Here is a 23,626-nt window from a genome sequence, read left to right as displayed (position 1 = left end):
AGTCCTCGGGGGTCGGTGGAAACCGGTCGGGGGTGGCCGCGGGTCAGGGGAGGGGCAGGTCGAGGGCGCGGGTGCCGCGCTTGATGAGCTCGTTGGCGATGATGAGGCGCTGGATCTCGGAGGTGCCCTCCCAGATGCGGTCCACCCGCAGTTCGCGGTAGAGCCGCTCGACCGGGTAGGAGCGGTCGTAGCCCCGCCCGCCGAAGATCTGCACACAGCGGTCGATGACCCGCCCGGCGGCCTCGCTCGCCGCGAGCTTGGCCGTCGAGGCCTTGGCGTGCAGGGTCTTGCGGTCGGTCTCGGGCTGGTCGGCCTCCCAGGCGACCTGGTGGGTGTAGGCCCGGTTGACCGCGATGTCCACCGCGCAGTCCGCCAACATCCCCTGCACCAGCTGGAAATCGGCGATCGGCGAGCCGAACTGCCGGCGCTCGACCGCCCAGTCCCGGGCGAGTTGCAGGGCCCGTTCGGCGGCCCCGGTCGTCCGTGCGGCGATCATCAGCCGTTCGTCGGTGAACCATTCCTTGGTCAGCTCGTAGCCGTTGCCGACGCCGCCGAGGACGTCGTCGTCGGACACGAAGACATCGGTGAAGGTGAACTCGGGGTGCCCGTTGACGGCGGAGTGCATGAACCGCGGGACCCGGGTCATCCGTACGCCCGGTGCCTGCTTGTCGACGAAGAAGAGGGTGGCCGCCCGCTCCGGTCCGGCGTCGGCCTGCACCAGCAGGAAGTCGGCGATGTCGCCGCAGGTCACGAACCACTTCTCGCCGTTCAGCAGCCAGCCGCCGTCGGTCCGGGTGGCGGTGCTGGTACCCGAGGAGGGGTCCGAGCCGGCGCCCGGTTCGGTCACCGCGAAGGCGTCGAAGCGCTCGCCGCGGATGACCGGGAGCAGATACTTCTCCCGCTGCGCCTCGGTGCCGTGGATCAGCACGTTGGCCGGCCGCCAGGGGATGTCCCACAGGCAGTTGGTGACCTTGCCGAATTCCTCCTCGACGATGACCTGGTCGAGCAGGGACAGGCCCGGGCCGCCCCACTTCTCGGGCATGTTGAGGGCGTAGACACCGGCGTCGATGGCGGCGCGGGTCAACTCGCGGACGGTGTCGGCCGGCAGCGGTCCGCCGGCTTCCTCGGCCTGGTCCTCGTAGGGGTACAGCAACTCGGTGTACGCGGCGGCGCGGGCCTTGAGGTCGGCCTGTCGGGGGGTGTAGCGGAAGTCCATGGTGTCCTCCGGGACGGCGGGCGGGGCGTCAGGCCGGTACGGCGCGGGCATCGAGGGCGAGGGCTCCGTCCGGGCGGACGAGCAGCGGATTGATCTCGATCTCCGCGATCTCGGGGTGGGCGGCGGCGAACGTGGTGATGCGCTCGATGACGGCCGCCGCGGCGGCCACGTCGACCGGGGGGCGGCCGCGCACGCCCTTGAGGAGCGCGGCGGTCCGCAGCCCCTCCAGCAGCTGCTCGACGCGGGCCGCGGAGACGGGTGCCAGGGCGAAGGCGACGTCGTGCAGCGCCTCGGTGAGCACGCCGCCCAGCCCGACCATGGCGACCGGACCGAACCGCGGGTCGCGGTTGACCCCCACGATCAGTTCGACGCCGTCCGTCAGATCGGCCATCGCCTCGACGGAGTAGGAGGCGGCGCCGAGCCGGGCGTGCATCTCGCGGTGGGCGGCGAGCAGCGCGTCCCGGTCGGGCAGCTTCAGCGCGACCCCTCCGGCGTCGGACTTGTGCAGGAGGTGCAGCGCCTTGAGGACGTAGGGGCCGGGGAACTCCTCGGCTGCGGCCAGCAGTCCGGCCTCGTCGGTGATCTCCCGGGCCGCGGGGAACGGCACCCCGGCGGCGGTCAGCAGCGCGCGCAGGCCGTGGTAGCCGGAGTCGCGCAGCGGGGGCGCGGCCGGCGGCAGCGGGTGCAGGCCCCGCGGTCCGGCCGCCTCGGGCACGGACATGGCCGCCAGTGCCCGGGCCGCGTCCTCGGAGGCGGCGAACACCGGTATGCCCGCCTCGGCCAGCGTCCGGCAGCTGGGCGCGTCCGGGAACATCGACTGCACCACCAGGGGTTTGGCGTGCCGCGCGGCGTGCCCGGCCATCTGGTGCGCGGTCTCCAGCTCGCCGGCCGCGAGCGCGCTGCCGCCGCCGGCGGTGCCGCTCTCGGCGAGCGGTCCGCCCAGGCCGCCGGTCGCCGCGGAGTAGCCGCCGAAGTATCCGGTCAGCAGGACGGCGTCGACCTCGTCCAGGGCGAGCAGCGCGCCGACGGTGTCGCCGTAGGAGTGGGGGTTTTGCTCCCCCATGCCGGCCAGGTCGACGGGGTTGCGCAGCGCGGACTGTTCCCACAGCAGGGTGGAGAGCTTCTCCTGGGCGGCGGTGCCGAGTTCGGGAACGGTGAGCCCGGCGGATTCGGCGGCGTCGGCGGCGATGGCGCCGTGGCCGCCGCCGTCGGTGCAGACCGCGGTGCGGCCGCGGCCGGCGCGCGGGGTGCCGTTCAGCGCGGCGAGCACGACGGTCATCTCGTGCGGGGTGGCGACCAGTTCGACGCCCGCGTCGCGGCAGGCGGCGGCCACGACGTCGGCCGAGGTGGTCAGGGCGCCGGTGTGCGACTGGGCGCTGCGGGCGGAGGCGGTGCCGCGCCCGGCGGTGAGCAGGACCACCGGTTTGCCGGCCGCGGCGGCGGCCTCGGCGAAGGCGCGGCCGTCGCCGAAGTCCTCCGCGTAGACGGCGATGGCCCGGGTGGCGTCGTGCCGGGCGGCGTCCTCGACGAGGTCGACGAGGGTGACGTCGGCCTGGTTGCCCAACGAGACGAAGCGGGAGAAGCCCAGGCCGTGCGGGGCGCAGCGGAGCTGGAGTTCGAGGGCGAGGTTGCCGCTCTGGCTGAGCAGGGCGATCCCGCCGGGCGCGAAGCGGTCCGAGGCGAGGTAGAGCTGGGTGGTGTTGTCGGCGATGCCGAGGCAGTTGGGGCCGACCAGGACGGCGCCGGCGGCGCGGACCTTCGCGGCGAGGGCCTGTTGGCGGGCGAGCCCCGGCGGACCGGTCTCGGCGAAGCCGGCGGTGATGCCGACGACGGCGCGGGCGCCGCAGGCCAGCGCGTCGTCGACGGCGGCCTCGAAGCCGTTGCCCGGTACGGAGATCACGACCAGTTCGACGGGTTCGCCGATCTCGGCGAGGGAGGTGGCCGCGGTGCGCCCCAGGATCGTGCCGCCCCGTCGGTTGACGAGGTGGACGGGGCGGCGCTCGGGGGCCCGTAGTGCCTGGGCGGCGACCGCGTGGCCGTACTTGGCCGGGTCGTTGCTGGCACCGACCACTGCGACCGACTTCGGGTCGAACAGGGCCGACAGATCACGTCCCATGGTCACCTCTCCAGGCGCAGTGCGGAGTTGGGGCAGGCGTCGACGGCGGCCCGGGCGGCGTCCTCGGAGGCGCCCGGTGCGGGATCGGCGACGACGGAGGCATAGCCGAATTCGTCGATGTCGATGAGGTCCGGCGCGGGTTCCTGGCACAGGCCGTAGCCCTGGCAGCGGGTGGGGTCGAGGCGGAGTTTCACGGGGGCGTCCTTTCAGCGGGGGCAGGGGGCGGAGCGCGGGCGGGGCACGGTGCGGCCGGCGACGGCCGGGACGGACACGGTCAGCGGGGCGGCGGGCGCCGCGCAGGACGGGCAGGGGCTGTCGAGGTGGGAGCGGACGAGGTGCGGGAAGACCTGCAGGAGGCTGCGGGCGGTGCCGGCCGCGGCGTCCAGCAGTCCGCAGGCGCCGCGGCCGGGCAGTGCGGTGACCCGGCGGTGCAGCCGGGAGACCAGTCCGGGCGCGGCCGTGCCGGTGGTCAGGGAGCCGACCTCGTCGCGGATCGAGCCGGTGCCCGTGACGCAGATGCCGCACTGCCGTGCGCTCTCGGCGGCGAGGTGGGCGAGGGCGGCGGAGGCGAGGGAGACCGGGCACTCGTCGGGCCCGAGGAAGCGGATCGCGCCGCAGCCCAGGGACGTGCCGGCGGTGGCGAGGGTGTCGGGGTCCAGGGCGAGGTCGAGGAAGTGCGGCCCGATCAGCCCGCCGAACATCCCGCCCATGAGGACGCCGGCCGGCTCGGGGGTGCCCTGGGCCCGGGCCAGGGTGCGCAGGGTGCGGCCGTAGGAGACCTCGGCGAGCAGCGGGTCGGTGCCGGCACCGGCGAGCGTCACCAGGGTGCTGCGCGCGGTGTGGTGGCGTCCGTCCGGCCGGGCGGCGATGAGCGCGATCCGGGCCAGGGTCTCGACGTTGGCGACGAGGGTGGGGGCGCCGTCGACGCCCTCCTCGTAGGGGCGGGGCGGTTTGGCGGTGGGGAGGGCGGGGCCGCCGTTGATCCGTCGGACCACCGCGGACTCCTCCCCGGCGACGTAGGTGTGGGGCGTCTCGACGACCTCCACGGGCAGCCGCGGCGGCCGCTCGTCGAGCGCGTGGCGCACCCGTGCGGCCGCCGTGTCGTCGGAGAGGTACACATAGCCGCGCCGGGCACCGGTGATCTCGGCGGCCCGCAGCAGCCCGTCCAGGACCAGGTGCGGGCGGGCCCGCAGCAGCCAGCGGTCCTTGACCGAGCCGGGCTCGCCCTCCTCGCCGTTGGCCACGACGACGGGGGGTTCCCCGGCGTCGCGGACGGCGCGCAGCTTGATGGCGGTGGGGTAGCCGGCGCCGCCGCGGCCGCGCAGCCCGGCGGCCTCGACGCGGGCGAGCAGCTCGCCCGGTGCGGTCCTCGTGCGGTAGCCGCCGGTGGCCTCGTACGCCTCGGCGTCCTCGGTGACGCCCGGCGCGGCGCCGAGCACTCCGGGGGTCTCCCGGGGTGTCAGGGAGTCGATCCGGGTCATCCTCGGTCTCCGTCCGATGGGGCGGTGCGCAGGGTGCGCACCGCGCTTTCCAGGGCTCTGCGGTCCGTTGCCGTGCGGCCGTAGCCCCGTCCGGGCAGGCCGATCAGCATCCGGTGGTGGTCGAGCACGACCTCGGCCGCCCGCAGTGCGGCCCGCCGGTCGCCGGGCCGGGTGCCGCCGGCGACGGCCGTCACCAGTCCGGTCACCTCGGCGAGGTAGCGGAGCCAGCGCTGCTCGGTGCCGTGCAGGATCAGCCGTTCCACGCGCAGCCGCTCGGCCGTGGCCACCTCGGCGGACGTGTGGGTCGCATCCGCCGTGCCGCTGCGCAGGGCCGCGACGGCTCCGGGCAGCTCCCGCTCCGGTTCGGGGGTGAGCCCTAGCCAGACCAGGCTCCGACGACCGCTCATGCGTGCCTCCGGGGAGAGGGTGGGGTGCCGGTGTCGTACGCACGGCCGGGCGGCCGGGTACGGCGGTGCCGTGGCGCGGTGCCGTTGCGGCGGCCGGCCGGCGGATCGGGGTGTGGGGGATGTCGCTCGCGTCCGGAGATCCGTGCGGCGGAGCACCGGAGCGGCGCTTCCACTAGACTAACTAACCAATTAGTCAGGACACAAGTCTTGACTTCGCCGACACTCGCCAGCAATCTGACTGACCAATTAGTCAGCACGGGATCCGGCGCACCGGTACGGGCCTTTCACCTCGGCCGCCACCGCCTCGACCGCTCACCCGTGCGGCATGGAGGAGTGACCCGATGCGCCCCGAAGCCACCACGACGGTCCCCGTACAGGACACCCCTGGGCAGGCCCTGGCCGCTCGCTACTACACCGACCCGGCTCTGGTCGCCGCCGAGACGCAGCACATCTTCGCCAGGTCCTGGCAGCTCGTGTGCCATGAATCCGATCTCCCCGGCCCCGGCGCGCGGCTCGCCGCCACCGTCGCCGACCGCGAGGTACTGGTCGTGCGCACCGAGGACGGCACCCTTGCCGGACATCTCAACGTCTGCCGGCACCGGGGCACCCGCCTGGTCTCCGCCCCCGAACCGTCCGGCAAGGCCATCCGGTGCCCGTATCACGGCTGGACGTACAAGCTCGACGGGCGGCTGGTCGGCGCCCCCGAGGCCCGTCAGATCCCGTGCCTGGACAAGCCGGCGCTCGGCCTCTTCCCGGTCCGGGTCGAGTCGTTCCTCGGGTTCGTCTTCGCCAACCTCGACCCGGACGCGGTGCCGCTGGCCGAACAGTGCGCCGGGCTGGCCGAGGCCGTCGGCCACTACGTGGACGCCGACCTGGTGCCGGTGGGCCGCGGCCGCATCCACGATGTGGCCGGCGCCGAGGTGCAGCCGGCGAACTGGAAGGTCGCGGTCGACAACTACCTGGAGGGGTATCACGTCCCGGTCGCCCACCCCGGTCTGATGCGGCTGCTCGACTACCAGGGCTACACCTGCGAGACCGCCGGGTCCTACGCGCTCTTCGCCTCGCCGCTGCGGGACAAACCGTCCTCGAACTGGGCCGAGCGGCTCTACCAGCGTCTCGCCGCCCCCATGCCCGGGCTGCGGGAGGCGGACCGGCGGGTCTGGCGGTACGCGGTGATCTACCCCAACACACTCATCGACTTCTACCCCGACCATGTGCTTGCCTGGACCGCCATACCCACGGCGGTCGACCGGGTCGCGGTCCCCGGCGCCTTCTACACCCGCCGCGGGACGAGTGCCCGCACCCGGCTCGCCCGGCGGCTCAACATCCACATCGGCTGGATCACCAATGACGAGGACGTGGAACTGGTGGGCCGGGTGCAAAAGGGGCTCGGCACACCGGGCTTCGAGCCGGGCCCCCTGTCCCGCCGGGAGGCCGCGGTCGGCTGGTTCGCCGACCGGATACGTAGCGACCTCGGGGGCGCGATGCGCTGACCCCCGCGGCTGAGGCAGCTGTACCAGCCGTCCCCCACGGCGCGCCGCCACGCGCCACGGCTGTTGGTCCCGCACGGAGAACAGGGCCTCCGTGTCCCCGTGACCGTGCCCTGGAACAGCTCCACCCTACGGAGAGGACCCCATGTCCCCCGAGGAAACCCCACCCCCCTCCCGCCGTGCGGTGCTGCGCTCGGGCCTCGCCGCGGGCCTCGGCCTGGGCCTGGCCGGGTGCGGATTTCTGCCCGAGGACCGCAACGCCTTCGGCGACCCGGACCGGCCCATCGACGTCAAGGTCGACGGTGACCTGGTGTATTTCAACTGGGCGGATTTCGTCGCCCCGGCCGTCTTCGACGGATTCGAGAAGGAATACGGCGTCAAGGTCATCCAGTCCAACTTCGACTCGATGGAGGGCATGGCCGCCAAGCTCAACGCCGGCAACCGCTACGACATCATCTTCCCCACCGCGAAATGGGCCCAGCGCCTCACCCAGGGACGCCGGCTGCGCCGCATCGACCACTCCCGGCTGAAGAACAGCGGGGCGGTGTTCGACCACTACCGGTACTTCGCCGATCCCTGGTACGACCGCCGCTCGGCGCACACCGTCCCCTTCACCATGTACAAGACCGGCATCGGCTGGCGGAAGGACCGGATCGGCGACGACCTGGCCGGCTCCTGGGACGACCTGTGGAACGACCGGGCCAGGAACCAGGTCTTCGTCCTCGACGACCGCGACGAGGTGCTCGGCATGGCCGCGCTCAAGCTCGGCCTGGACCTGGGCACCACCGACGCACGCGACCTCGCCCGGATCACCGACACGCTGCAAAGCCTCCGCCCCCGGCTGCGCGGCTTCTCCAGCGACAGCTACAACAACCTGCTCAACGGCAACGCCGCGATGACCCAGGCCTGGAGCGGCGACATGGCCGCGATGCTGGGGCAGGCGAAGGACCCCTCCGTGCTCGGCTTCGAGGTGGCGCGCGAGGGCGCGCCGATCAACTCGGACTGCTACGCCGTCCCCGCCAACGCCCGCCACCCCGGCACCGCGATGCTCTTCATCGACTACATGCTCCGGCCCGAGAACGTCCGCAAGAACGTCCAGTACATCGGCTACCCCATGCCGGTCCACGGCAGCGAGGACGTCTACGCCGCGCTGGTACGGCCGTTCCCGCACTGCCTGGTCTCCCCCGACGACCTCAAGGCCGATCTCTTCTTCCGCAATGCCTCGCCCAAGGGCGAACAGGCCCGCGATACCGCCTGGACCCACGTGAAAGCCGGCTGACATGGCACTACGCACCCCCTCCGGGCCACCCGGGCCCCCGCGCCGCCGCTCCGCGTCCGGCACCCGGCTGTGGACCTGGCTGATGCTCCCCGGCACCCTGTGGATGACCGGGTTCCTGATCGCCTCCCTGATCCTGGTGGCCACCCTGGCGCTGGGCACCACCGACCCGCTCGGCAACCCGCGGTTCGGCCTCAACTTCGACAACATCACGGCGTTGGCCGACCCCGCCTACCGCATCGTGCTGCTGCGGTCGCTGGTGTTCGCCCTGATCGCCTGCGCCGTCTGCCTCGTCGTGGCCTACCCGGTCGCCTACTGCATCGCGCTGCACGGCGGCCGCTTCAAGCATCTGCTGATCGCCGCGATCGTGGTGCCGTTCTTCGCCAACTACCTGGTGCGGATGTACGGCTGGTCGGTGGTGCTCTCCGACGACGGCCCGGTGCTGAAGGCACTGCGCGCCGTCGGGCTGGCGGACGGGCACACCAAGATCCTGCAGAGCGGCGTCGGCGTGATCGCCGGGCTGGTCTACGGCTTCATCGTCTTCATGATCATCCCGCTGTACGCGGCGCTGGAGCGGATGGATCTCTCCCTGATCGAGGCAGGCCGCGACCTGTACGGCGGGCCGCTGCGGACCTTCTTCTTCGTCACCCTCCCGGCCACCCGGCAGGGCGCGGCCGCCGGCGCCGTCCTGGTCTTCCTGCCCGCCATGGGGGACTTCGTGAGTGCCCAGCTGATGGGCGGACCGGACCAGATCATGATCGGCAACCTGATCCAGGACAAGTTCTTCGCGGGCCAGAACTGGCCGCTGGGATCCGCCCTCACCATGCTGATGATGGCGGTGCTGTTCCTCGGGATGCTCGGCTACCTGCGGCGCACCCGCAAGGACGAGGCGGAGGCCGCCCGATGACACTTCGCCCCCTGCACCGCCGGCACCGCCGCGGCACCGACCGCCGCCCCCGGCTCGCCCTCGCGGTCACCGCCGTCTTCTTCGTGCTGCTCTACCTCCCCATCGGGGTGGTCGTCCTCTTCTCCTTCAACGCCCAGAAGTCCCTGACCGTCTTCAAGGGCCTGAGCCTGCGCTGGTACACCGCCTTCTTCCACGACAACGTGCTGATCGAGTCGCTCGGCATGAGCCTGCGGATCTCCCTGGTGGCGATGGCCGGTTCGGTGCTCCTCGGGGTGGCGCTGGCCCTGGGGCTGGTGCGCTGCCGTACCCGGCTGGGGTCGCTGGCCGGCCTGATCATGCTGGTGCCGCTGATCACCCCGGAGATCGTCACCGGGGTCGCCGCGATGCTGCTCTTCAAGGGCATGGGCATCACCCTGTCCTCCGGCACGGTCATGCTCGCGGAGATCACGTTCTCCATCTCCTATGTGACGGTGATCCTGCGCTCGCGGATCGCCGCCCTCAACCCGGAGGTCGAGGAGGCCGCGATGGATCTGGGCGCCACCCGCTGGCAGGCCCTGCGGCTGGTGACCCTGCCCGCCCTGCTGCCCAGCATCCTGGCCTCGGCGGTGCTGGTCTTCGCCCTGGTCTTCGACGACTTCGTGCTGGCGTACTTCACCACCGGCGTGGACCCGCAGCCGCTGTCGGTCCGGATCTACTCCGCCATCCGGTTCGGGGTGCAGCCCACCATCAACGCCGTCGGCACGCTGATGCTGGCCGGCTCCATCGGCCTCATCGCGCTCGCCCTGGCCATCCCGCGGCTCTTCGGCCGCCGCGGTGGCCTCGATCTGCTCTCCGGGAAGTGACACCCATGACCTCCATCGACACCCCACGAGCCGATGCGGCCGAGGCCGGCGCCCCGCCCGCGGTCCGGCTCGACCGGATCAGCAAGACCTACGGCAGCTCCACCGCGGTCGACGACCTCTGTCTGGACATCGCACCCGGTGAGTTCTTCTCCCTGCTGGGCCCGTCCGGCTGCGGCAAGACCACCTCGCTGCGAATGATCGGCGGCTTCACCGACCCCAGCGCCGGCACCGTCCTGCTGAGCGGCGAGGACGTCACCGCCCTCCCTCCCGACAAGCGCAACGTCAATACGGTCTTCCAGAGTTACGCCCTCTTCGACCATCTCTCGGTGGCCGACAACGTGGCCTTCGGCCTCAAGCGCAAGGGTGTCGCCCGGGCCGAGATCCGCACCCGGGTGGCGGCCATGCTGGAGCGGGTGCAGCTCGGCGGGCTCGGCGACCGCAAGCCCGGCACGCTCTCCGGCGGGCAGCGGCAGCGGGTGGCACTGGCCCGCGCCCTGGTCAACCGTCCCCAGGTGCTGCTGCTGGACGAGCCGCTGGCCGCGCTCGACCTCAAACTGCGGCGCCGGATGCAGGTCGAGCTCAAGCAGATCCAGCGCGAGGTCGGCATCACCTTCGTCTTCGTCACCCACGACCAGGACGAGGCCCTGACCATGTCGGACCGGGTGGCGGTGATGAACGAGGGCCGGGTGGAGCAGTGCGGCACGCCGGAGGACGTCTACGAACACCCCGCGAGCCGCTTCGTGGCCTCCTTCATGGGCACGTCCAACCTCGTCCCCGGCACCTACCGCGACGGGCAGGTGGTCCTCGACTGCGGCCCCTCCCTGCCGGTCGGTCCGCGCAGCGGCGTCGCCGACGGTGCCGCCGTCAGCCTGTCGGTCCGGCCGGAGAAGATCTGGCTCTCCGACTTCGAACCCGGCATGGCGCTGGTGCGGGGAGTGGTCCGCGAGACCGTCTACTCCGGCCCCACCACCACGTATCTGATCGAACTCGCCCCCGACGTCACGGTGTCCGTGCTGGAGCAGAACACCGACCGCTCCCGCATGGAGGACCGCTGGTGCGGCGGCGAGAGCGTGGAGATCGGCTGGCGGCCCGAACACTGTCTGGTCCTCCAGTAGCCGCCCGGCCCGGTCCGGTCCGCCGGGCCGGCTCCGGCCGCCCTCCGCCGCCCCACCGACTGCAAAGGATCGTTCCCTGATGAACCACGACGTCATCGTGCTCGGCGCCGGCCTCGCCGGACTCGCCGCGGCACGGGACCTGAGCGCGGCGGGCGCCGATGTGCTCGTCGTCGAGGCCCGTGACCGGGTCGGCGGCCGCGTCGAACAGGCCGTGCTGCCCGACGGCCGGCTGGTCCAGCTCGGCGGCGAGGTGGTCGGCCGGGCCCACACCGCCTATCGCACGCTGGCGGCGGAGCTCGGCCTGACCCTCGTCCCCAGCTACGTCGCCGAGCCCGGCCGGATGGCGCGGGCCACCGCGGAGGGGGTCTCGGCCGGCGACCCGCCGCACTGGTTCGGCCCCGGCGACCAGGCCTGCCACGAGCAGGTCACCGAGGCGTTCGTGGCGCTGGCCCGGACCGTCGACCCCGAGGACCCCTGGTCCCTGCCGGACGCCGCGGCACTCGACCGGCTGTCGGTCGGCGCCTGGCTGCGCGGCGAAGGGGCGAGTCCGGCCGTCGTACGGCTCTGGGAGATCGGTCAACTGGCCCTGGCCAGCGGCTCCTACGAGCGGACCTCGCTGCTGGCCGCGCTGCGCAAGCACGCCGCCGTCCCCGGTGACGACCCCTATGCCTACGAGGACTGGGAGGGGCTGCGGGTGGCCGAGGGCTCGGCGACCGTGGCACTGCGGATGGCGGCGGAACTCGGCCACCGCCTCCGCCTCTCGGCGCCGGTCGCGGAGGTCGCGGTGCGCCCGGACGGCTGCCGGGTACGCCTGGCCGGCGGGGAGACGCTGACCGCGGACGCGGTGGTCAGCGCGCTGCCGGTGGGCCCGCTCCGCTCGGTGGCGATCACCGGCGTCTCGCAGGCCCGCCTCTCCTCGCTGCACCGTCAGCGCCAGGCCGTCGCCGCCAAGTTCGCGGCGGCCTACGACAAGCCGTTCTGGCGCAGCCTGGACCTCAACGGCCTCTCCGAGTGCGAGGGGGTGCTCGGCAGCACCTGGCCGCAGAGCGAGGGCATCCTGTCCGCGCTGATCCCCCCGGAGCGCTACGGCGTCCTGCTGGGGATGCCCGCCGCGGTCCGCGACCAGGAGCTGCTGTCCGATGTGGCCCGGCTCTACGGACCGGAGGCGCTCCAGCCCTTCACGTCGTATCTGCGCATGTGGGGCACCGACCCGTGGACCCAGGGCTATGTCACGCACTGGAGCCCCGGCGACGTGATGGCGGTCGGCCCGCTGCACGGCACCCATGAACCGCCCTTCTACGTCTGCGGGTCGGACCAGTGGGTGGCCGGCTACATGGAAGGCGCGGTGCGCACCGGGCGCGCGGCGGCGCGGGAGGTGCTGCGCCATGGCTGAGCCGGCCGCCCCCTCCCCCGTCCTCAACCACATCGCGGGGGCCGACCGGCCGTCGGCCTCCGGCGCCTTGATGGCGCTCGTCGACCCCGCCACCGGCGCGGTGCACGGCAGCGCGCCGCGCTCCGGGCCGTCCGACACCGACGCGGCCTGCACGGCGGCGCAGAGCGCCCTGGACGGCTGGTCGCTGACCACCCCCGCCCAGCGGCAGCGGGCCCTGCTGGGCATCGCCGAGGCGATCGAGGACCACGCGGACGCCCTGGTGGCCGCCGAGGTCGCGGACACCGGCAAGCCGCCCGGGCTGTTCCGGTCCGAGGAACTGCCCGCGGTCACCGACACCTTCCGGTTCTTCGCGGGGGCGGCGCGCAACCTCCCGGGGGCGGCCGCCGCCGAGTACACCGAGGGCCGCACCTCGGTGCTGCGGCGCGAACCGGTCGGGGTCTGCGCCCAGATCACGCCCTGGAACTACCCGCTGATGATGGCCGCGTGGAAGATCGCCCCGGCTCTCGCGGCAGGCAACACCTGTGTGCTCAAGCCCGCCGACACCACCCCCTCGTCCACCGCCTTGCTCGCCCGGATCGCGGCGGAGCTGCTGCCGCCGGGGGTGCTCAACGTGGTCTGCGGTGACCGCGACACCGGCCGGTCGCTGACCTCGCACCCCGTGCCCCGGCTGATCGCGGTCACCGGCAGCGTCCGGGCGGGGCGGGAGATCGCCGCCACCGCCGCCGCGGACCTCAAGCGGGTCCATCTGGAGCTGGGCGGGAACGCCCCGGTGCTCGTCCATGACGATGTGGACGTCGAGGCCGCCGCGGCCGAACTGGCGGCCGTCGCCTACTTCAACGCCGGGCAGGACTGCACCGCCCCCACCCGGCTGCTGGTCCACCGGCGGCGCCATGACGCCTTCGTCGCCGCGTTCGCCGAGCGGGCACGCGCACTGCGCACCGGGCCGCCCGACGGGGCCCCGGCGGACTACGGCCCGCTCAACAGCGAGACCCAACTTGCCTCTGTACAGGGCCTGTTGAGCCGTCTGCCGTCGCACGCCGAGGTGGTGACGGGTGGGTCCGCGCTCGGCCGGGCGGGCTGGTTCCACGAGCCCACGGTGGTCGCCGGGGTGCGGCAGGACGACGAGATCGTGCAGGAGGAGATCTTCGGTCCGGTCGTCACCGTGCAGCCCTTCGCCGACGAGGAGGAGGCGCTGCGGCTGGCGAACGGGGTCCGGTTCGGTCTGGCGGCGAGCGTGTGGACCGGCGACCACGGGCGGGCCATGCGGGCCACCCGGGCGCTGCACTCCGGGATCGTCTGGGTGAACACCCATGGCACCACCGTCTCGGAGATGCCGCACGGCGGGGTCAAGCACTCCGGCTACGGCAGCGATCTGTCCCTGGCCGGCCTGCTGGACTACACCCAGGTCAAGCACGTCATGCTGTGAGCCGGCGGCCGGGCCGCCCCCTCAGGGGCACGGCGGCTCGGTTTCCGCGGCGCTCCCGCCGGACGCCGCGGCGGGAGTGTCCTGCGCACCCGTCAGATCCCGGGCCAGCGCGACGCGGGAGAGCAGCATCGCGCCCCACAGGACCAGGGCGACGCCCAGCGCCTCGGGCAGCAGCCACCAGCCGGTCCGTACCCGCTCGTCGTAGAGGGTGACGCCCAGCGACAGGCTCACCAGCGCGTCCCCGAGCGTGAGCACCGGCTGCGAGGCGGTCAGCGGGCCCGACTGCATGGCGTTCTCCAGGAGGAAGATGGCCATGATCCCGACCACGGCGAAGCCGTAGGTCTGCCAGGCGGTGAAGAACGCGCCGGGGCCGCCGGTCTGCCAGGCGTGGGTCGCGTCCTTCATCAGGGCCGCGGTGAGCGCGTAGGCGACGGCCGTGGCGGCCGCGAAGCAGGCCGCCCGTACACCGCCCGCGCCCCGGCGCAGAGCGGCGAGGACGGCCGCCGCGATCACCCCGGCGCAGACCACGAGGGCAGGCACCCAGCGGCCGAACGGGGCGTGGGCGGTGCCGATGGTGGGCGCGGCGGCGGCGAGCGCGGAGCCGAGTCCGACGACGAGCAGCGCCACCCCCGCCCAGCCGCTGCGGGGGATCCGTCCACCGAGGAGCACCCGGCCGATGAGCAGCGCGAGCGGCAGTTCCAGCACGAAGAGGGGCTGCACCACCGACAGCGCCCCCTGCGACAGCGCCAGCGCCTGGAAGCACGCCGCGGCGACGACCGCGAGCATCCCACCGAGCCAGACGGCCCGGTGCAGCAGATCGACGAGCAGTCCCAGGCGCAGCCCGGCGGACAGCGGGACGGTACGGGCCGCGCGCCGCTGGAGCACCGTGGCCAGCGCGTTGCTGGCCGCCGCGAGCAGCGCGAACACCACGGACGGCCATGGGGCCACGCGCCCACCTCCTCGTCGGGCACCCGGCCACCGGGAGGGGTGCCGCGCCGGTCCTCGGGCGGGGCGGTGTGGCGCCGTGGTGGGCTTCGACGCTATCGGCAGCCACCGCCGGTGCACCGGCGACACGGACACCGGGCGGCCGCATTCGCTGAGCTGGACGGTGGTCACCGGAGTGGCGGGCGCGGCGGACCCGGCAGCAACGGGATGACACACGTTCGGGCCGTCCGGGTGGCCGGGCGGGGCCGCGGGCCGAAGGCTGAAGGCCGTCAGCGCACCGCACGGGGTACCGGCCCCCGGGCGGACACCGCCGGCCCCCGGCGCCGCCGCGCGTGCGGGGCCGGCCGGCACGGCGGTGCCCACGCGTCAGGAAGGGCCGATCAGGAATCCCCATGTCCCGTCCGTCCCCGGAGTGGCCCCGCTACGTCGAGTTCGTGCCGACCGTCCTGGTCGTCGCGGGACTCCTCTGGGACCTGTTCTCGCCCGCGGACTACTGGGGTGACCCGATGCTCATCGCGGCGAGCGTGACGGCCGGTGCGCTGCTCTCGCTGCGGCACACCCTGACGATCGGCGCCGTCATCATCGTCGGCGTCTTCGTGCTGACGGTGAAGGACGGCACCGCCGGCGACGTCGTCGGGTACGTGGAGCTCATCAACACCGTCTTCGCCGCGCTCATGGGCATCGGCGTCAACCGGGTGATCGCCCGGTACGGACGCCGCCTGGACGTCGTCCGTACGGTGGCCGAGGCCGCCCAGCTCGCCGTGCTGCCCGCGCCCCCGAAACGCATCGGCCCGCTGACCGTCGCCGCCCGCTACCAGGCCGCCCAGAGCCAGGCCCGGATCGGCGGGGACGCCTACGCCGTGCAGCGCACCCCGTTCGGCGTCCGGCTGCTGATCGCCGACGTACGGGGCAAGGGGCTGGGCGCGGTGAGTGCGGTGTCCGTGCTGCTGGGCGCCTTCCGCGAGGCGGCCGAGCAGGAACCGGACCTCACGGCGGTGGCCGACCGGATGGAGCGCGCCCTGCTGCGGGAGAGCGAGCAGACCTCGGAGGAGAATCATCTGGAGGGCTTCATCACGGCCCTGATCTGCGAAGTCCTCCCGGGCGGCAGCGGGCTGCGGATGCTGGACTGCGGTCACCCGGCGCCCTACCTCTGCCAGGACGGCGAGGTGCGTCCCCTGGAGGCCCGCGATCCGGGTCTGCCCCTGGGCATCGGGACGCTGGGCGGGCCGCGGACCTCGCCGGCCGACTGGCCGTTCCCGGCCGGCAGCACCCTGCTGCTGGTCACCGACGGGGTGACCGAGGCCCGCGACCGTACCGGCACGTTCTACGACCCGGCGGAACAGCTGGCGGGCCGCGGCCCCTTCCGCGGCCCGCAGGATCTGATCGACGTGCTGGTGCGGGACGTCGAGCGCTGGACCGGCGGGCCCCGCGACGACGACATGGCGGTCCTGGCGATCGGCCGGCAGGCGGAGGGCCGCCGCAGGTTCCGCAACGGCGGCAACGGCGGACCGTCGCCGGGCGCCGACCGGGGGCGGCGAGGAGGGACCTGAGCGATCCGCCTGTCCCGGGCGGCGATCGACGGCCGTCGGCAGCGGTGGCGGCCGTTCGCGGACGCGACCTGGCCCGGCAAGTGGATGTGCCGCGACACGCCCCGGACAGCGCCGCGTTGCTGCTTTCCGTGGGCTTTTCGGAATTTCCTCGTGTGCTACCGAAAATGCCGGGAGAAGGATGAGATGATCAGTAAGAGCATCAGCATCCGCACCGAGCGATTCCTCGCTCCCGCGCAGATCGGAGTTGATGTGTCCGACAACAGATCAACCCTGCTGAGTCAGCGCGCCGCCGTGATTTTTCTGCTGGGCGCCCTCACCGCCATCGGCGCCGGGGTACTCACCTTCGTCAACGGCGGCACCCCGGCTTCCGCGACGCTCGTCGGCGGCGCGGCCTTCGGCGCCGCCGTCACCTTCTTCCATACGGTCATCGACTGAGATTCCGCCCCCGCGCCGCCGGCCTCCGGCCCGGCCGTCGGCGCCCTTCGCACGGACCCCGGTACGGCTCGTGCGGGCGGAGCGCCACGGGCCGGTCCCCGGTGCACCGCCCCCGGCCCGGCGGCCAACTGCCCGTGCGGGCAGCCGCGCCGCTCACCCGGCTTCGGGGCGGATCACGCCGCCCTCCCGCCGGGCACGGACGGTGACGTGTGCGTGCCCACAGCAACCGGCGGCAGGTGAGAGCCGCGGCCGCCGTGGTTCCGGTGCGCCGAGCGGAATCCGTGGCACCGCATGCGGTGCGCTACCGGACCACCGGTGCCAAACTTGAGTCACCGCGCCCGGCCGCCAGCCGGGGCCCTTGTCGCCGAGGGGACCACCATGACCTGGGCATCTTGGACCACTGTCGGGATCCACGCGCTACCCGGCGCGGTTCACACCGCGGAGATCGGCGTGATCAACGGCGATCTGACCATCCATACGACCTGGTCGGAGAATCTGGCCCACGTGGCCGTGCAGTACACCGGGGCCACCGACTGGTACACGATGGCCGGCAGCCCCGTCCCGTGCGCTTCCGAGGAAGCCAGCCGCTCCTTCCACCAGGCCGTCGTCGAGGCCGCCCGCGGCGGCGAACGGGCCGAGGCCTCACTGGACGAACTCTTCCAGCAGTGACCGCGGCTCGCCGCTGACGGGCCCGCCGGCCACCCCACGCCGTTCCGCGCACTCCCCGCACTCCGCTCCCGCCTCGCCCTGACGAGGCCGGGAGCGGAGTCATGAGATCCCGTTGCCCGCGGGCGAGTTCCCGGCGGCGCACGGGTGCACCCCGGCGGCTCTTTTCGTGAGCCTCCACCCCGGCGGCGGCCTCCCTTTAACAGCCCACAGTTCGCTGCGACGCGGAAGCAACCAATTCCCGCCCTCTGATGTCTCTCTCCAGAGAGCACAGTTGGTCACCTTGCAGCTACTCAAAGCTGATCAATTGTCAAATTTCGCCCAGGAATCTCGCATACTGATCATTTCTCTTTACATGCCCATGCCAGACATACCAGGGTTTGCGCGGGGCCCCACGGCCCCCGTGGTGCACAACAGCACTGCGCGTACGGGCGGTTGGCACCACCGGCCGCCCCCACAGCGCTAAGGACCTCTAGCTGTGCGTAGACCCCACATACGCAGACACCGTCTGGCGATCGCCGTCGCCGTGACGACGGCCGCGACGCTCACCGCGGGGGTGGCGAGCGCCACCACCGCCACCACCGAGAACGCACCGGCCGCTGCGCCCGCCGCGACGTCCTCCCTCCAGAAGGTCGTCAACGCCGCCCGCGACGCCGCCGTCGCGCACGCCGCCGCCACCGGCGTCGGCAAGCAGGACACCCTCAAGGCCACGGACACCCTCGTGGACCCCGACGGCCGGCAGCACGTCCGCTTCGTCCGGACCCACCGCGGGCTCCCGGTGCTCGGCGGCGACCTCGTCATCCACCTGACCGCCAAGTCGGCGTACGAGGGCGTCACCCGGGCCTACCGCCACCAGGTCGACGTGGCCGACACGGACCCGAAGCTGTCGGCCCGCGAGGCGCAGTCGAAGGCCGCCGGCGTCGCCAAGGGCCAGGCCGGCGAGGCCGAACTGATCGTGGACGCCCGCGACGACCGGACCACGCTCGCCTACCAGGTGCAGGTGGACGACAGCCGTACCGCCGAGGCCGACGGTGCCCGTACCGTCATCCTCGACGCGGCGACCGGGGCGGTGCTCAGCAACACCCCGGCCAACGACTCCTTCCTGTCGCCCGCGCTGCAGAAGAAGCTGCGCGCTCGGGGCGAGCACCTCAACCCCTCGACCGGGCTGGCCGCTCCCGCGGCGCCCGTCAGCCCCGAGGCGGCGGCGACCCCCGGCTACCCGGCCGCGGCCAAGGGCACCGGCTCGTCGCTGTTCGTCGGCAAGGTGCCGCTGTCCACCACCCGGACGGCGAAGAAGTCCTTCACCCTCAAGGACTCCACCCGCGGCAACACCGAGACCCGCGACGCCGGCAACAAGGAGCTGGAGAAGTTCTCCGCCGGCAAGGCGTTCACGAGCGCCACCAACCGCTGGGGCAACGGCACCACGAGCAGCCGGGCCACCGCCGCCGTGGATGCCCAGTACGGCATCACCAGCACGCTCGACTTCTACAAGAAGACGTTCGGCCGCAAGGGCATCAAGAACGACGGCCGCGGGGCCCACGCCCTGGTGCACTTCGGCAAGAAGGTCGGCAACGCCTACTGGTCGTCCGACTGCGGCTGCATGCTCTACGGCGACGGTGACGGCGCGACGTTCGCCAAGCCCCTGGTCGTCCTGGACGTCACGGGCCACGAGCTGACGCACGGCGTGGTCGACGCGACGGCCAAGCTCCGGGCCACCCGCGTCGACGAGGAGGGCAACCAGTACGGCGAGCCGGGCGCCCTCAACGAGTCGCTGGCGGACATCTTCGGCAGCGCGGTCGAGTTCTCGGCCAACAACCCGAAGAACCCGCCGAATTACCTGATGGGCGAGAAGCTCGGCCTCCAGCAGAAGTTCCTGCGCCGTCTGGACAAGCCCTCCCTGGACAAGCTGGAGGGCACCGTCGACTACTGGTCGAAGGCGGCCTACGACACCGAGGTGCACGCCGGTTCCGGCATCTCCTCGCACGCCTACTACCTGCTGGCCGAGGGCAGCGGGAAGAAGACCCTCGGCGGTGTCGCCTACGACTCCCCCACCCACGACGGCTCCAAGGTGACCGGCATCGGGCGGACCAAGGCGACGGCGATCTTCTACCGGGCGCTCACCCGGTACATGGTCTCCACGACCGACTTCCATGACGCGCGGGTCGCCACCCTGCACGCCGCCAAGGACCTCTACGGCGCTTCCAGCACCGAGTACAAGACGGTGAACAAGGCCTGGTCCGCGGTGAACGTGACGGCGGCCAACTCGCCCTCCGCCCGGCACTGATCCTCCGGGTCCGGGCACGCGTGGTGCCCCCGCACGCCGCGGGGGCACCACGCTCCGCGTCCGGCTACGTTGGAGCCCATGATCACTGATCGCACGGGCGGCGGACGGCGGCTCGGCTACCCGGTCGCGGCGGGAGTGTTCGCCGTCGGCATGGCCGGCACCACGCTTCCCACCCCGCTCTACGGGCTCTACCGCGCCCAGCTCGGGTTCTCCGAGCTGATGGTGACCGTGGTCTTCGCGGTGTACGCGCTGGGTGTGATCACGGTGCTGCTGCTCGCGGGCAACGTCTCCGACGAGGTGGGGCGGCGCCCGGTGCTGCTGGTCGCGCTGGGGCTGTCCGCGGCGAGCGCCCTGTGCTTCCTCTTCGAGGGCGGGCTGCCGATGCTGCTGCTCGGGCGGGTGCTGTCCGGCTTCGCCGCCGGGCTGTTCAGCGGCGCCGCCACCGCGACGGTGCTGGAACTCGCCGCGCCCGGCCAGGAGGTGCGGGCGGGATTCGCCGCCACCGCCGCGAACATGGGCGGTCTCGGCTGCGGCCCGCTGCTGTCGGGCCTGCTGGCCCAGTACGCCCCCTGGCCGCTGAAGCTGCCGTTCGTGGTGCACCTCGCGCTGGTGGCCGTCGCGGCCGTGGCGACCTGGCTGCTCCCGGAGACCGTCGCACGGCCGCACCGCCCCCGATCCCTGCGGCCGCAGGGCCTGGACCTGCCACCCGAGGTCCGCGGCGTCTTCGCCCCCTCGGCCGTCGCCGCCTTCGCCGGCTTCTCGCTGCTGGGCCTGTTCACCGCCGTGGCGCCGAGCTTCCTCGGCCAGACCCTGGGCGTGCACAACCTGGCCCTCGACGGGCTGATCGTCTTCACCGTGTTCCTGGGGTCCACCACGGGCCAGTCCCTGACGGAGCGGATCGGTACCCGCCGGGCGCTGCCCTGCGGCTGTCTGGTGCTGGTGGTGGGCCTCGTGCTGGTGGCCACCTCGCTGGCCGTGGAATCCCTGCCGGTCCTGATCGCCGGGGCGGTCTGCGGCGGCGTCGGCCAGGGCCTGGCGTTCCGCGCCGGGCTGACCGCGGTGGGCCGGGCGGCACCGGCCGCGCACCGCGGCGGCACCATCTCGGCCTTCTTCCTCGTCGCCTACCTCGGCATCTCGCTGCCGGTCGTCGGCGTCGGCGCGCTCACCCTCACACTCGGGCTGCGCGGCGCGGGCCTGACCTTCTCCGCCTGCGTCATCGTGGTGACCGTGGCCGTCGGGCTCTACGTCCTGCGGCGGCCGCCGACGGACGACGACTGACCGTCATCCGGCCCGGCGCCCGCCGGACCTGTCACGGCCCGTCACCGGGGCCCGAGCCGGACCCGCAGCCGCTGCGGTCCGCGGGTGAAGACACCCACGTCGGCGGGGGCCGCGCCGTCCGCGAACGCCATCGAGGGGAACGCGTCGAGCAGTTGGTTGACGGCGGTCTCCACCTCGGCCCTGGCCAGGAGGGCGCCCACGCAGAAGTGCCGGCCGAGGGAGAAGGCGACGTGGTCGGCGGCGGCGCTGAAGGCCGTGGCGGGGGTCAGATCGGTGCGGAAGACGTCGAAGGCGTCGGGCCGGGAGAACTGCCGCTCGTCGCGGTGCGCGGAGCCGATCAGGCAGGTGACCGTGGCGCCGGCGGGAACGGTGCCGCCGCTGAGGACGACATCGGCGGCCGGCTGCCGCATGATCATCTGGACCGGCGGGGTGTGGCGCAGGGTCTCCGCGAAGGCCGCGGGGATCAGCGAGCGGTCGGCGCGTACGGCGGCCAACTGGTCCGGGTGCGCCAGCAGATTGCGCATCACGGCGGCGATGGCCTTGTCCGTGGTTTCGCCGCCGGCCGCCAGCAGCAGGCTGACGAAGGACGTGATGTCCCCCTCGCTCATCCGGGTGCCCTCGATCTCGGCGGTGCACAGCGTGGAGAGCAGGTCGTCGCCGGGTGCGGCACGCCGTGCGCGGAGGAACGGGAGCAGATGGGCCCGCAGCTCCGCACCGGCGCGCCGGCCGGCCGCGGCGACCTCGGGATCCTGGGCGAGGTTGGCCAGGAACCCGACGATGGACGCGTACCAGCCGTGGAAGCGGTCGTGGTCGGCGCGGTCCAGGCCGAGCATGTCGACGATGACGTTGACCGGGAAGCGGGTCGCGAACTGCGCGACCAGATCGGCCTCCGCCGCGTCACGGAAGGTGTCGATCAGCTCCTCGGCATTGCGCTCGATGACCGGCAGGAACGTCTCCCGCAGCTCCCGGCCCCGGAAGGCGGGGGCCACCAGGGCACGGTGGACGCTGTGTTCACGGCCGCTCATCTGCGGCAGGGTCCGGCCGCCGTGCGCCGGTTCGAGCTGCCAGGCGTAGTTGTCGGTGGTGAACACCGGGTCGCGGAAGGCGCGTGCCACGTCCTCGTACCGGGAGAGCAGATAGCTGTCGGTGCCCTTGTCGTGGAACAGCGGGTAGTGCGCGCGCAGGATCCGGTAGGCGGGGTAGGGGTCCGCGGCGAACTGCGGCGACAGGATGTCGGGCGGCGACGGGATGGTGGTCACGACACGTCCTCGGCTGTGGTGGGCGCGGAGCGGGCTCGGACGGTTCGTGACGCTAGGGCAGCGCGGCGGGCTCCGTCCAGAGCGCCCGGGCGCGGGGCGGGGCGGGCCCCGGGGCCGTGCGCCCGCCGGACACCCGGCGGGGCCTGCCGCCACCCGGATGGCGTGCCACCTTCACTCTCCTGCCGCCGTGGGCACGCCACCGGGGCGGTGGCCGGAAACCCTGGGATCCGGCAGTTCCCGATCCGGCCGCCTCCTCGTGGAGACGGAGAAGTGAGAGACGCATGGCCGCACGTTCCGCCCCTGGCCCCCTGAACCGGTACCGGCTCGGGCCGGTCCTCGCCGTGGCCCTCCTCGCGATGTGGTGCGCCGCCGGACCGGCCGCCGCCGCGCACCGGGCCGCGGTCCGCGTACCGGCCGCCGGTCAACGGCACCTCGCCGCGCCGGTGTTCACCGCCGCGGTCCCCGCGCGCTCCGCCCCGGAGACGACGCCCACCAAGCCGCTGGTCTTCATGGGCCTGGGCACGATGGCCGGTCTGACCGTGGTGGCGGGCGCGGCGCTCGTCGCGAGCGCCCGGCGCCGCCGGGGCTCCGCGCCGCCGGCCGACCGCTGCTGACCACCGCGGCCCGGCGCTCCGCGCCCCCTGTCCGTACACCGACCAACGGCAGAAAAGGACCCACCACGCCATGCCCACCCTCACGACGACCGACGGCACGGAGATCTTCTACAAGGACTGGGGGACGGGCCGCCCCGTCGTGTTCAGTCACGGCTGGCCGCTCAACGCCGACGCCTGGGACGACCAGCTGTACCTGGTCGCCTCCCACGGCTTCCGGGCGGTCGCCCATGACCGCCGGGGCCACGGCCGTTCCGGCCAGCCCTGGCAGGGCAACGACATGGACACCTACGCGGACGACCTGGCGCAGCTGATGGACGCCCTGGACCTGCGGGATGCGGTGCTGGTCGGGCACTCCACCGGCGGCGGCGAGGTGACCCGCTACATCGGCCGGCACGGCACCGGCCGGGTCGCGAAGGTGGTCCTGCTCGGTGCCGTGCCGCCGCTGATGCTCAAGACCGAGGCCAACCCGGAGGGGCTGCCGCGGGGGATCTTCGACGGGATCCGCGCGGGGGTGGCCGGCGACCGGTCGCAGTTCTACAAGGACCTCAGCGAGACCTTCTACGGCGCCAACCGGCACGGCTCCGCCGTCTCCCAGGGCGTGCGCGAGGCGTTCTGGCTCTGGAGCATGCAGGTGGGGCTGAAGGCGTCGTACGACTGTGTCCGGCAGTTCTCGGAGACCGACTTCACCGAGGACCTCCGGCGGTTCGATGTCCCCACCCTGATCATCCACGGCGACGACGACCAGATCGTGCCGTTCGTGGCCTCCGGTCAGAAGTCGGCGAAGCTGGTGAAGGACGCCACGCTGAAGATCTATCCGGGTGCGCCGCACGGCCTGTTCGCCGTCGGCTCGTACAAGGACGACTTCCACGCCGATCTGCTGGCGTTCCTCGACGGATGAGCGAGCGCCCCGGCCGGAGGAACGGGTC

21 protein-coding genes are annotated in these 23,626 nt (G+C 73.1%); 14 read left to right on the top strand and 7 right to left on the bottom strand.

Annotated features, from left to right (window positions below; all coding sequences use genetic code 11):
- Positions 1 to 43 precede the first annotated feature (43 nt).
- From ACQP17_RS32670 to ACQP17_RS32650, 5 genes are read right to left on the bottom strand one after another with little or no spacing between them, the layout of a single operon-like run.
- Positions 44 to 1,267: an acyl-CoA dehydrogenase family protein gene (locus ACQP17_RS32670; protein ID WP_433859532.1), complete on the bottom strand. Its 1,224-nt coding sequence runs from the start codon at positions 1,265 to 1,267 to the stop codon at positions 44 to 46.
- Positions 1,245 to 3,332, bottom strand: coding sequence for an acetate--CoA ligase family protein (locus ACQP17_RS32665; protein WP_433859531.1), 2,088 nt, complete (start codon positions 3,330 to 3,332; stop codon positions 1,245 to 1,247). Before ACQP17_RS32665 ends, ACQP17_RS32670 begins: the two co-directional genes overlap by 23 nt.
- A gap of 2 nt (positions 3,333 to 3,334) precedes the next feature.
- Complete coding sequence (locus ACQP17_RS32660; protein ID WP_433859530.1) at positions 3,335 to 3,526, bottom strand: ferredoxin; 192 nt, start codon at positions 3,524 to 3,526, stop codon at positions 3,335 to 3,337.
- 12 nt (positions 3,527 to 3,538) lie between these two features.
- Positions 3,539 to 4,813: an NADH-ubiquinone oxidoreductase-F iron-sulfur binding region domain-containing protein gene (locus ACQP17_RS32655; RefSeq protein ID WP_433859529.1), complete on the bottom strand. Its 1,275-nt coding sequence runs from the start codon at positions 4,811 to 4,813 to the stop codon at positions 3,539 to 3,541.
- Positions 4,810 to 5,220, bottom strand: a complete 411-nt coding sequence (locus tag ACQP17_RS32650; RefSeq protein WP_433859528.1) for a hypothetical protein — start codon at positions 5,218 to 5,220, stop codon at positions 4,810 to 4,812. Before ACQP17_RS32650 ends, ACQP17_RS32655 begins: the two co-directional genes overlap by 4 nt.
- A 341-nt stretch (positions 5,221 to 5,561) precedes the next feature.
- Between ACQP17_RS32650 and ACQP17_RS32645 the strand changes: the two genes are divergently transcribed.
- The 7 genes from ACQP17_RS32645 to ACQP17_RS32615 all read left to right on the top strand — a co-directional run bounded on the left by ACQP17_RS32645 (position 5,562) and on the right by ACQP17_RS32615 (position 13,669).
- The gene (locus ACQP17_RS32645; RefSeq protein WP_433859527.1) at positions 5,562 to 6,713 is read left to right on the top strand and encodes an aromatic ring-hydroxylating oxygenase subunit alpha; all 1,152 of its coding nucleotides are present in this window, start codon (positions 5,562 to 5,564) and stop codon (positions 6,711 to 6,713) included.
- A 142-nt stretch (positions 6,714 to 6,855) separates the two neighbouring features.
- Positions 6,856 to 7,989 (top strand): polyamine ABC transporter substrate-binding protein, encoded by a 1,134-nt coding sequence (locus ACQP17_RS32640; protein ID WP_433859526.1) that lies wholly within the window; start codon positions 6,856 to 6,858, stop codon positions 7,987 to 7,989.
- 1 nt (position 7,990) lies between these two features.
- Positions 7,991 to 8,893 (top strand): ABC transporter permease, encoded by a 903-nt coding sequence (locus tag ACQP17_RS32635; protein ID WP_364874129.1) that lies wholly within the window; start codon positions 7,991 to 7,993, stop codon positions 8,891 to 8,893.
- The gene (locus ACQP17_RS32630) at positions 8,890 to 9,735 is read left to right on the top strand and encodes an ABC transporter permease (protein ID WP_189102029.1); all 846 of its coding nucleotides are present in this window, start codon (positions 8,890 to 8,892) and stop codon (positions 9,733 to 9,735) included. The genes ACQP17_RS32635 and ACQP17_RS32630 overlap by 4 nt, the downstream gene beginning before the upstream one ends.
- A gap of 5 nt (positions 9,736 to 9,740) precedes the next feature.
- Positions 9,741 to 10,850 carry an ABC transporter ATP-binding protein gene (locus ACQP17_RS32625; protein ID WP_433859525.1) on the top strand — a complete coding sequence of 370 codons (1,110 nt, stop codon included), beginning with the start codon at positions 9,741 to 9,743 and terminating at the stop codon, positions 10,848 to 10,850.
- Positions 10,851 to 10,929: 79 nt separating this feature from the next.
- Positions 10,930 to 12,243, top strand: coding sequence for a flavin monoamine oxidase family protein (locus ACQP17_RS32620; protein ID WP_433859524.1), 1,314 nt, complete (start codon positions 10,930 to 10,932; stop codon positions 12,241 to 12,243).
- Complete coding sequence (locus tag ACQP17_RS32615; protein WP_433859523.1) at positions 12,236 to 13,669, top strand: aminobutyraldehyde dehydrogenase; 1,434 nt, start codon at positions 12,236 to 12,238, stop codon at positions 13,667 to 13,669. Before ACQP17_RS32620 ends, ACQP17_RS32615 begins: the two co-directional genes overlap by 8 nt.
- A gap of 21 nt (positions 13,670 to 13,690) precedes the next feature.
- On the opposite strand, the gene ACQP17_RS32610 is transcribed toward ACQP17_RS32615, so the two are convergent.
- Entirely contained in the window at positions 13,691 to 14,617 is a 927-nt protein-coding gene (locus ACQP17_RS32610) for a DMT family transporter (protein WP_433859522.1), read from the bottom strand.
- Between the two features lie 389 nt (positions 14,618 to 15,006).
- Between ACQP17_RS32610 and ACQP17_RS32605 the strand changes: the two genes are divergently transcribed.
- From ACQP17_RS32605 to ACQP17_RS32585, 5 genes are all read left to right on the top strand, one after another.
- Positions 15,007 to 16,164, top strand: coding sequence for a PP2C family protein-serine/threonine phosphatase (locus ACQP17_RS32605; RefSeq protein ID WP_433859521.1), 1,158 nt, complete (start codon positions 15,007 to 15,009; stop codon positions 16,162 to 16,164).
- Positions 16,165 to 16,347: 183 nt separating this feature from the next.
- Positions 16,348 to 16,599, top strand: coding sequence for a hypothetical protein (locus ACQP17_RS32600; RefSeq protein ID WP_364874141.1), 252 nt, complete (start codon positions 16,348 to 16,350; stop codon positions 16,597 to 16,599).
- A gap of 378 nt (positions 16,600 to 16,977) precedes the next feature.
- Positions 16,978 to 17,268 carry a hypothetical protein gene (locus tag ACQP17_RS32595; RefSeq protein ID WP_364874143.1) on the top strand — a complete coding sequence of 97 codons (291 nt, stop codon included), beginning with the start codon at positions 16,978 to 16,980 and terminating at the stop codon, positions 17,266 to 17,268.
- A gap of 475 nt (positions 17,269 to 17,743) precedes the next feature.
- Complete coding sequence (locus ACQP17_RS32590) at positions 17,744 to 19,549, top strand: M4 family metallopeptidase (protein ID WP_433859520.1); 1,806 nt, start codon at positions 17,744 to 17,746, stop codon at positions 19,547 to 19,549.
- 78 nt (positions 19,550 to 19,627) lie between these two features.
- Positions 19,628 to 20,827: an MFS transporter gene (locus tag ACQP17_RS32585; RefSeq protein ID WP_433859519.1), complete on the top strand. Its 1,200-nt coding sequence runs from the start codon at positions 19,628 to 19,630 to the stop codon at positions 20,825 to 20,827.
- A gap of 41 nt (positions 20,828 to 20,868) precedes the next feature.
- Here ACQP17_RS32585 and ACQP17_RS32580 read toward each other — a convergent pair whose 3' ends face one another.
- The gene (locus ACQP17_RS32580; protein WP_433859518.1) at positions 20,869 to 22,086 is read right to left on the bottom strand and encodes a cytochrome P450; all 1,218 of its coding nucleotides are present in this window, start codon (positions 22,084 to 22,086) and stop codon (positions 20,869 to 20,871) included.
- Positions 22,087 to 22,367: 281 nt separating this feature from the next.
- Between ACQP17_RS32580 and ACQP17_RS32575 the strand changes: the two genes are divergently transcribed.
- Both ACQP17_RS32575 and ACQP17_RS32570 read left to right on the top strand, forming a co-directional pair.
- Positions 22,368 to 22,700, top strand: a complete 333-nt coding sequence (locus ACQP17_RS32575) for a hypothetical protein (RefSeq protein WP_433859517.1) — start codon at positions 22,368 to 22,370, stop codon at positions 22,698 to 22,700.
- Between the two features lie 70 nt (positions 22,701 to 22,770).
- Entirely contained in the window at positions 22,771 to 23,598 is an 828-nt protein-coding gene (locus ACQP17_RS32570; protein ID WP_433859516.1) for an alpha/beta fold hydrolase, read from the top strand.
- Positions 23,599 to 23,626: the final 28 nt, after the last annotated feature.

This window comes from Streptomyces kronopolitis (genome assembly GCF_050953795.1).
Lineage (GTDB): Bacteria > Actinomycetota > Actinomycetes > Streptomycetales > Streptomycetaceae > Streptomyces > Streptomyces kronopolitis_A.
Note: the sequence above shows the minus strand (reverse complement) of the source record. Positions and strands in the feature narration are given on the sequence as shown.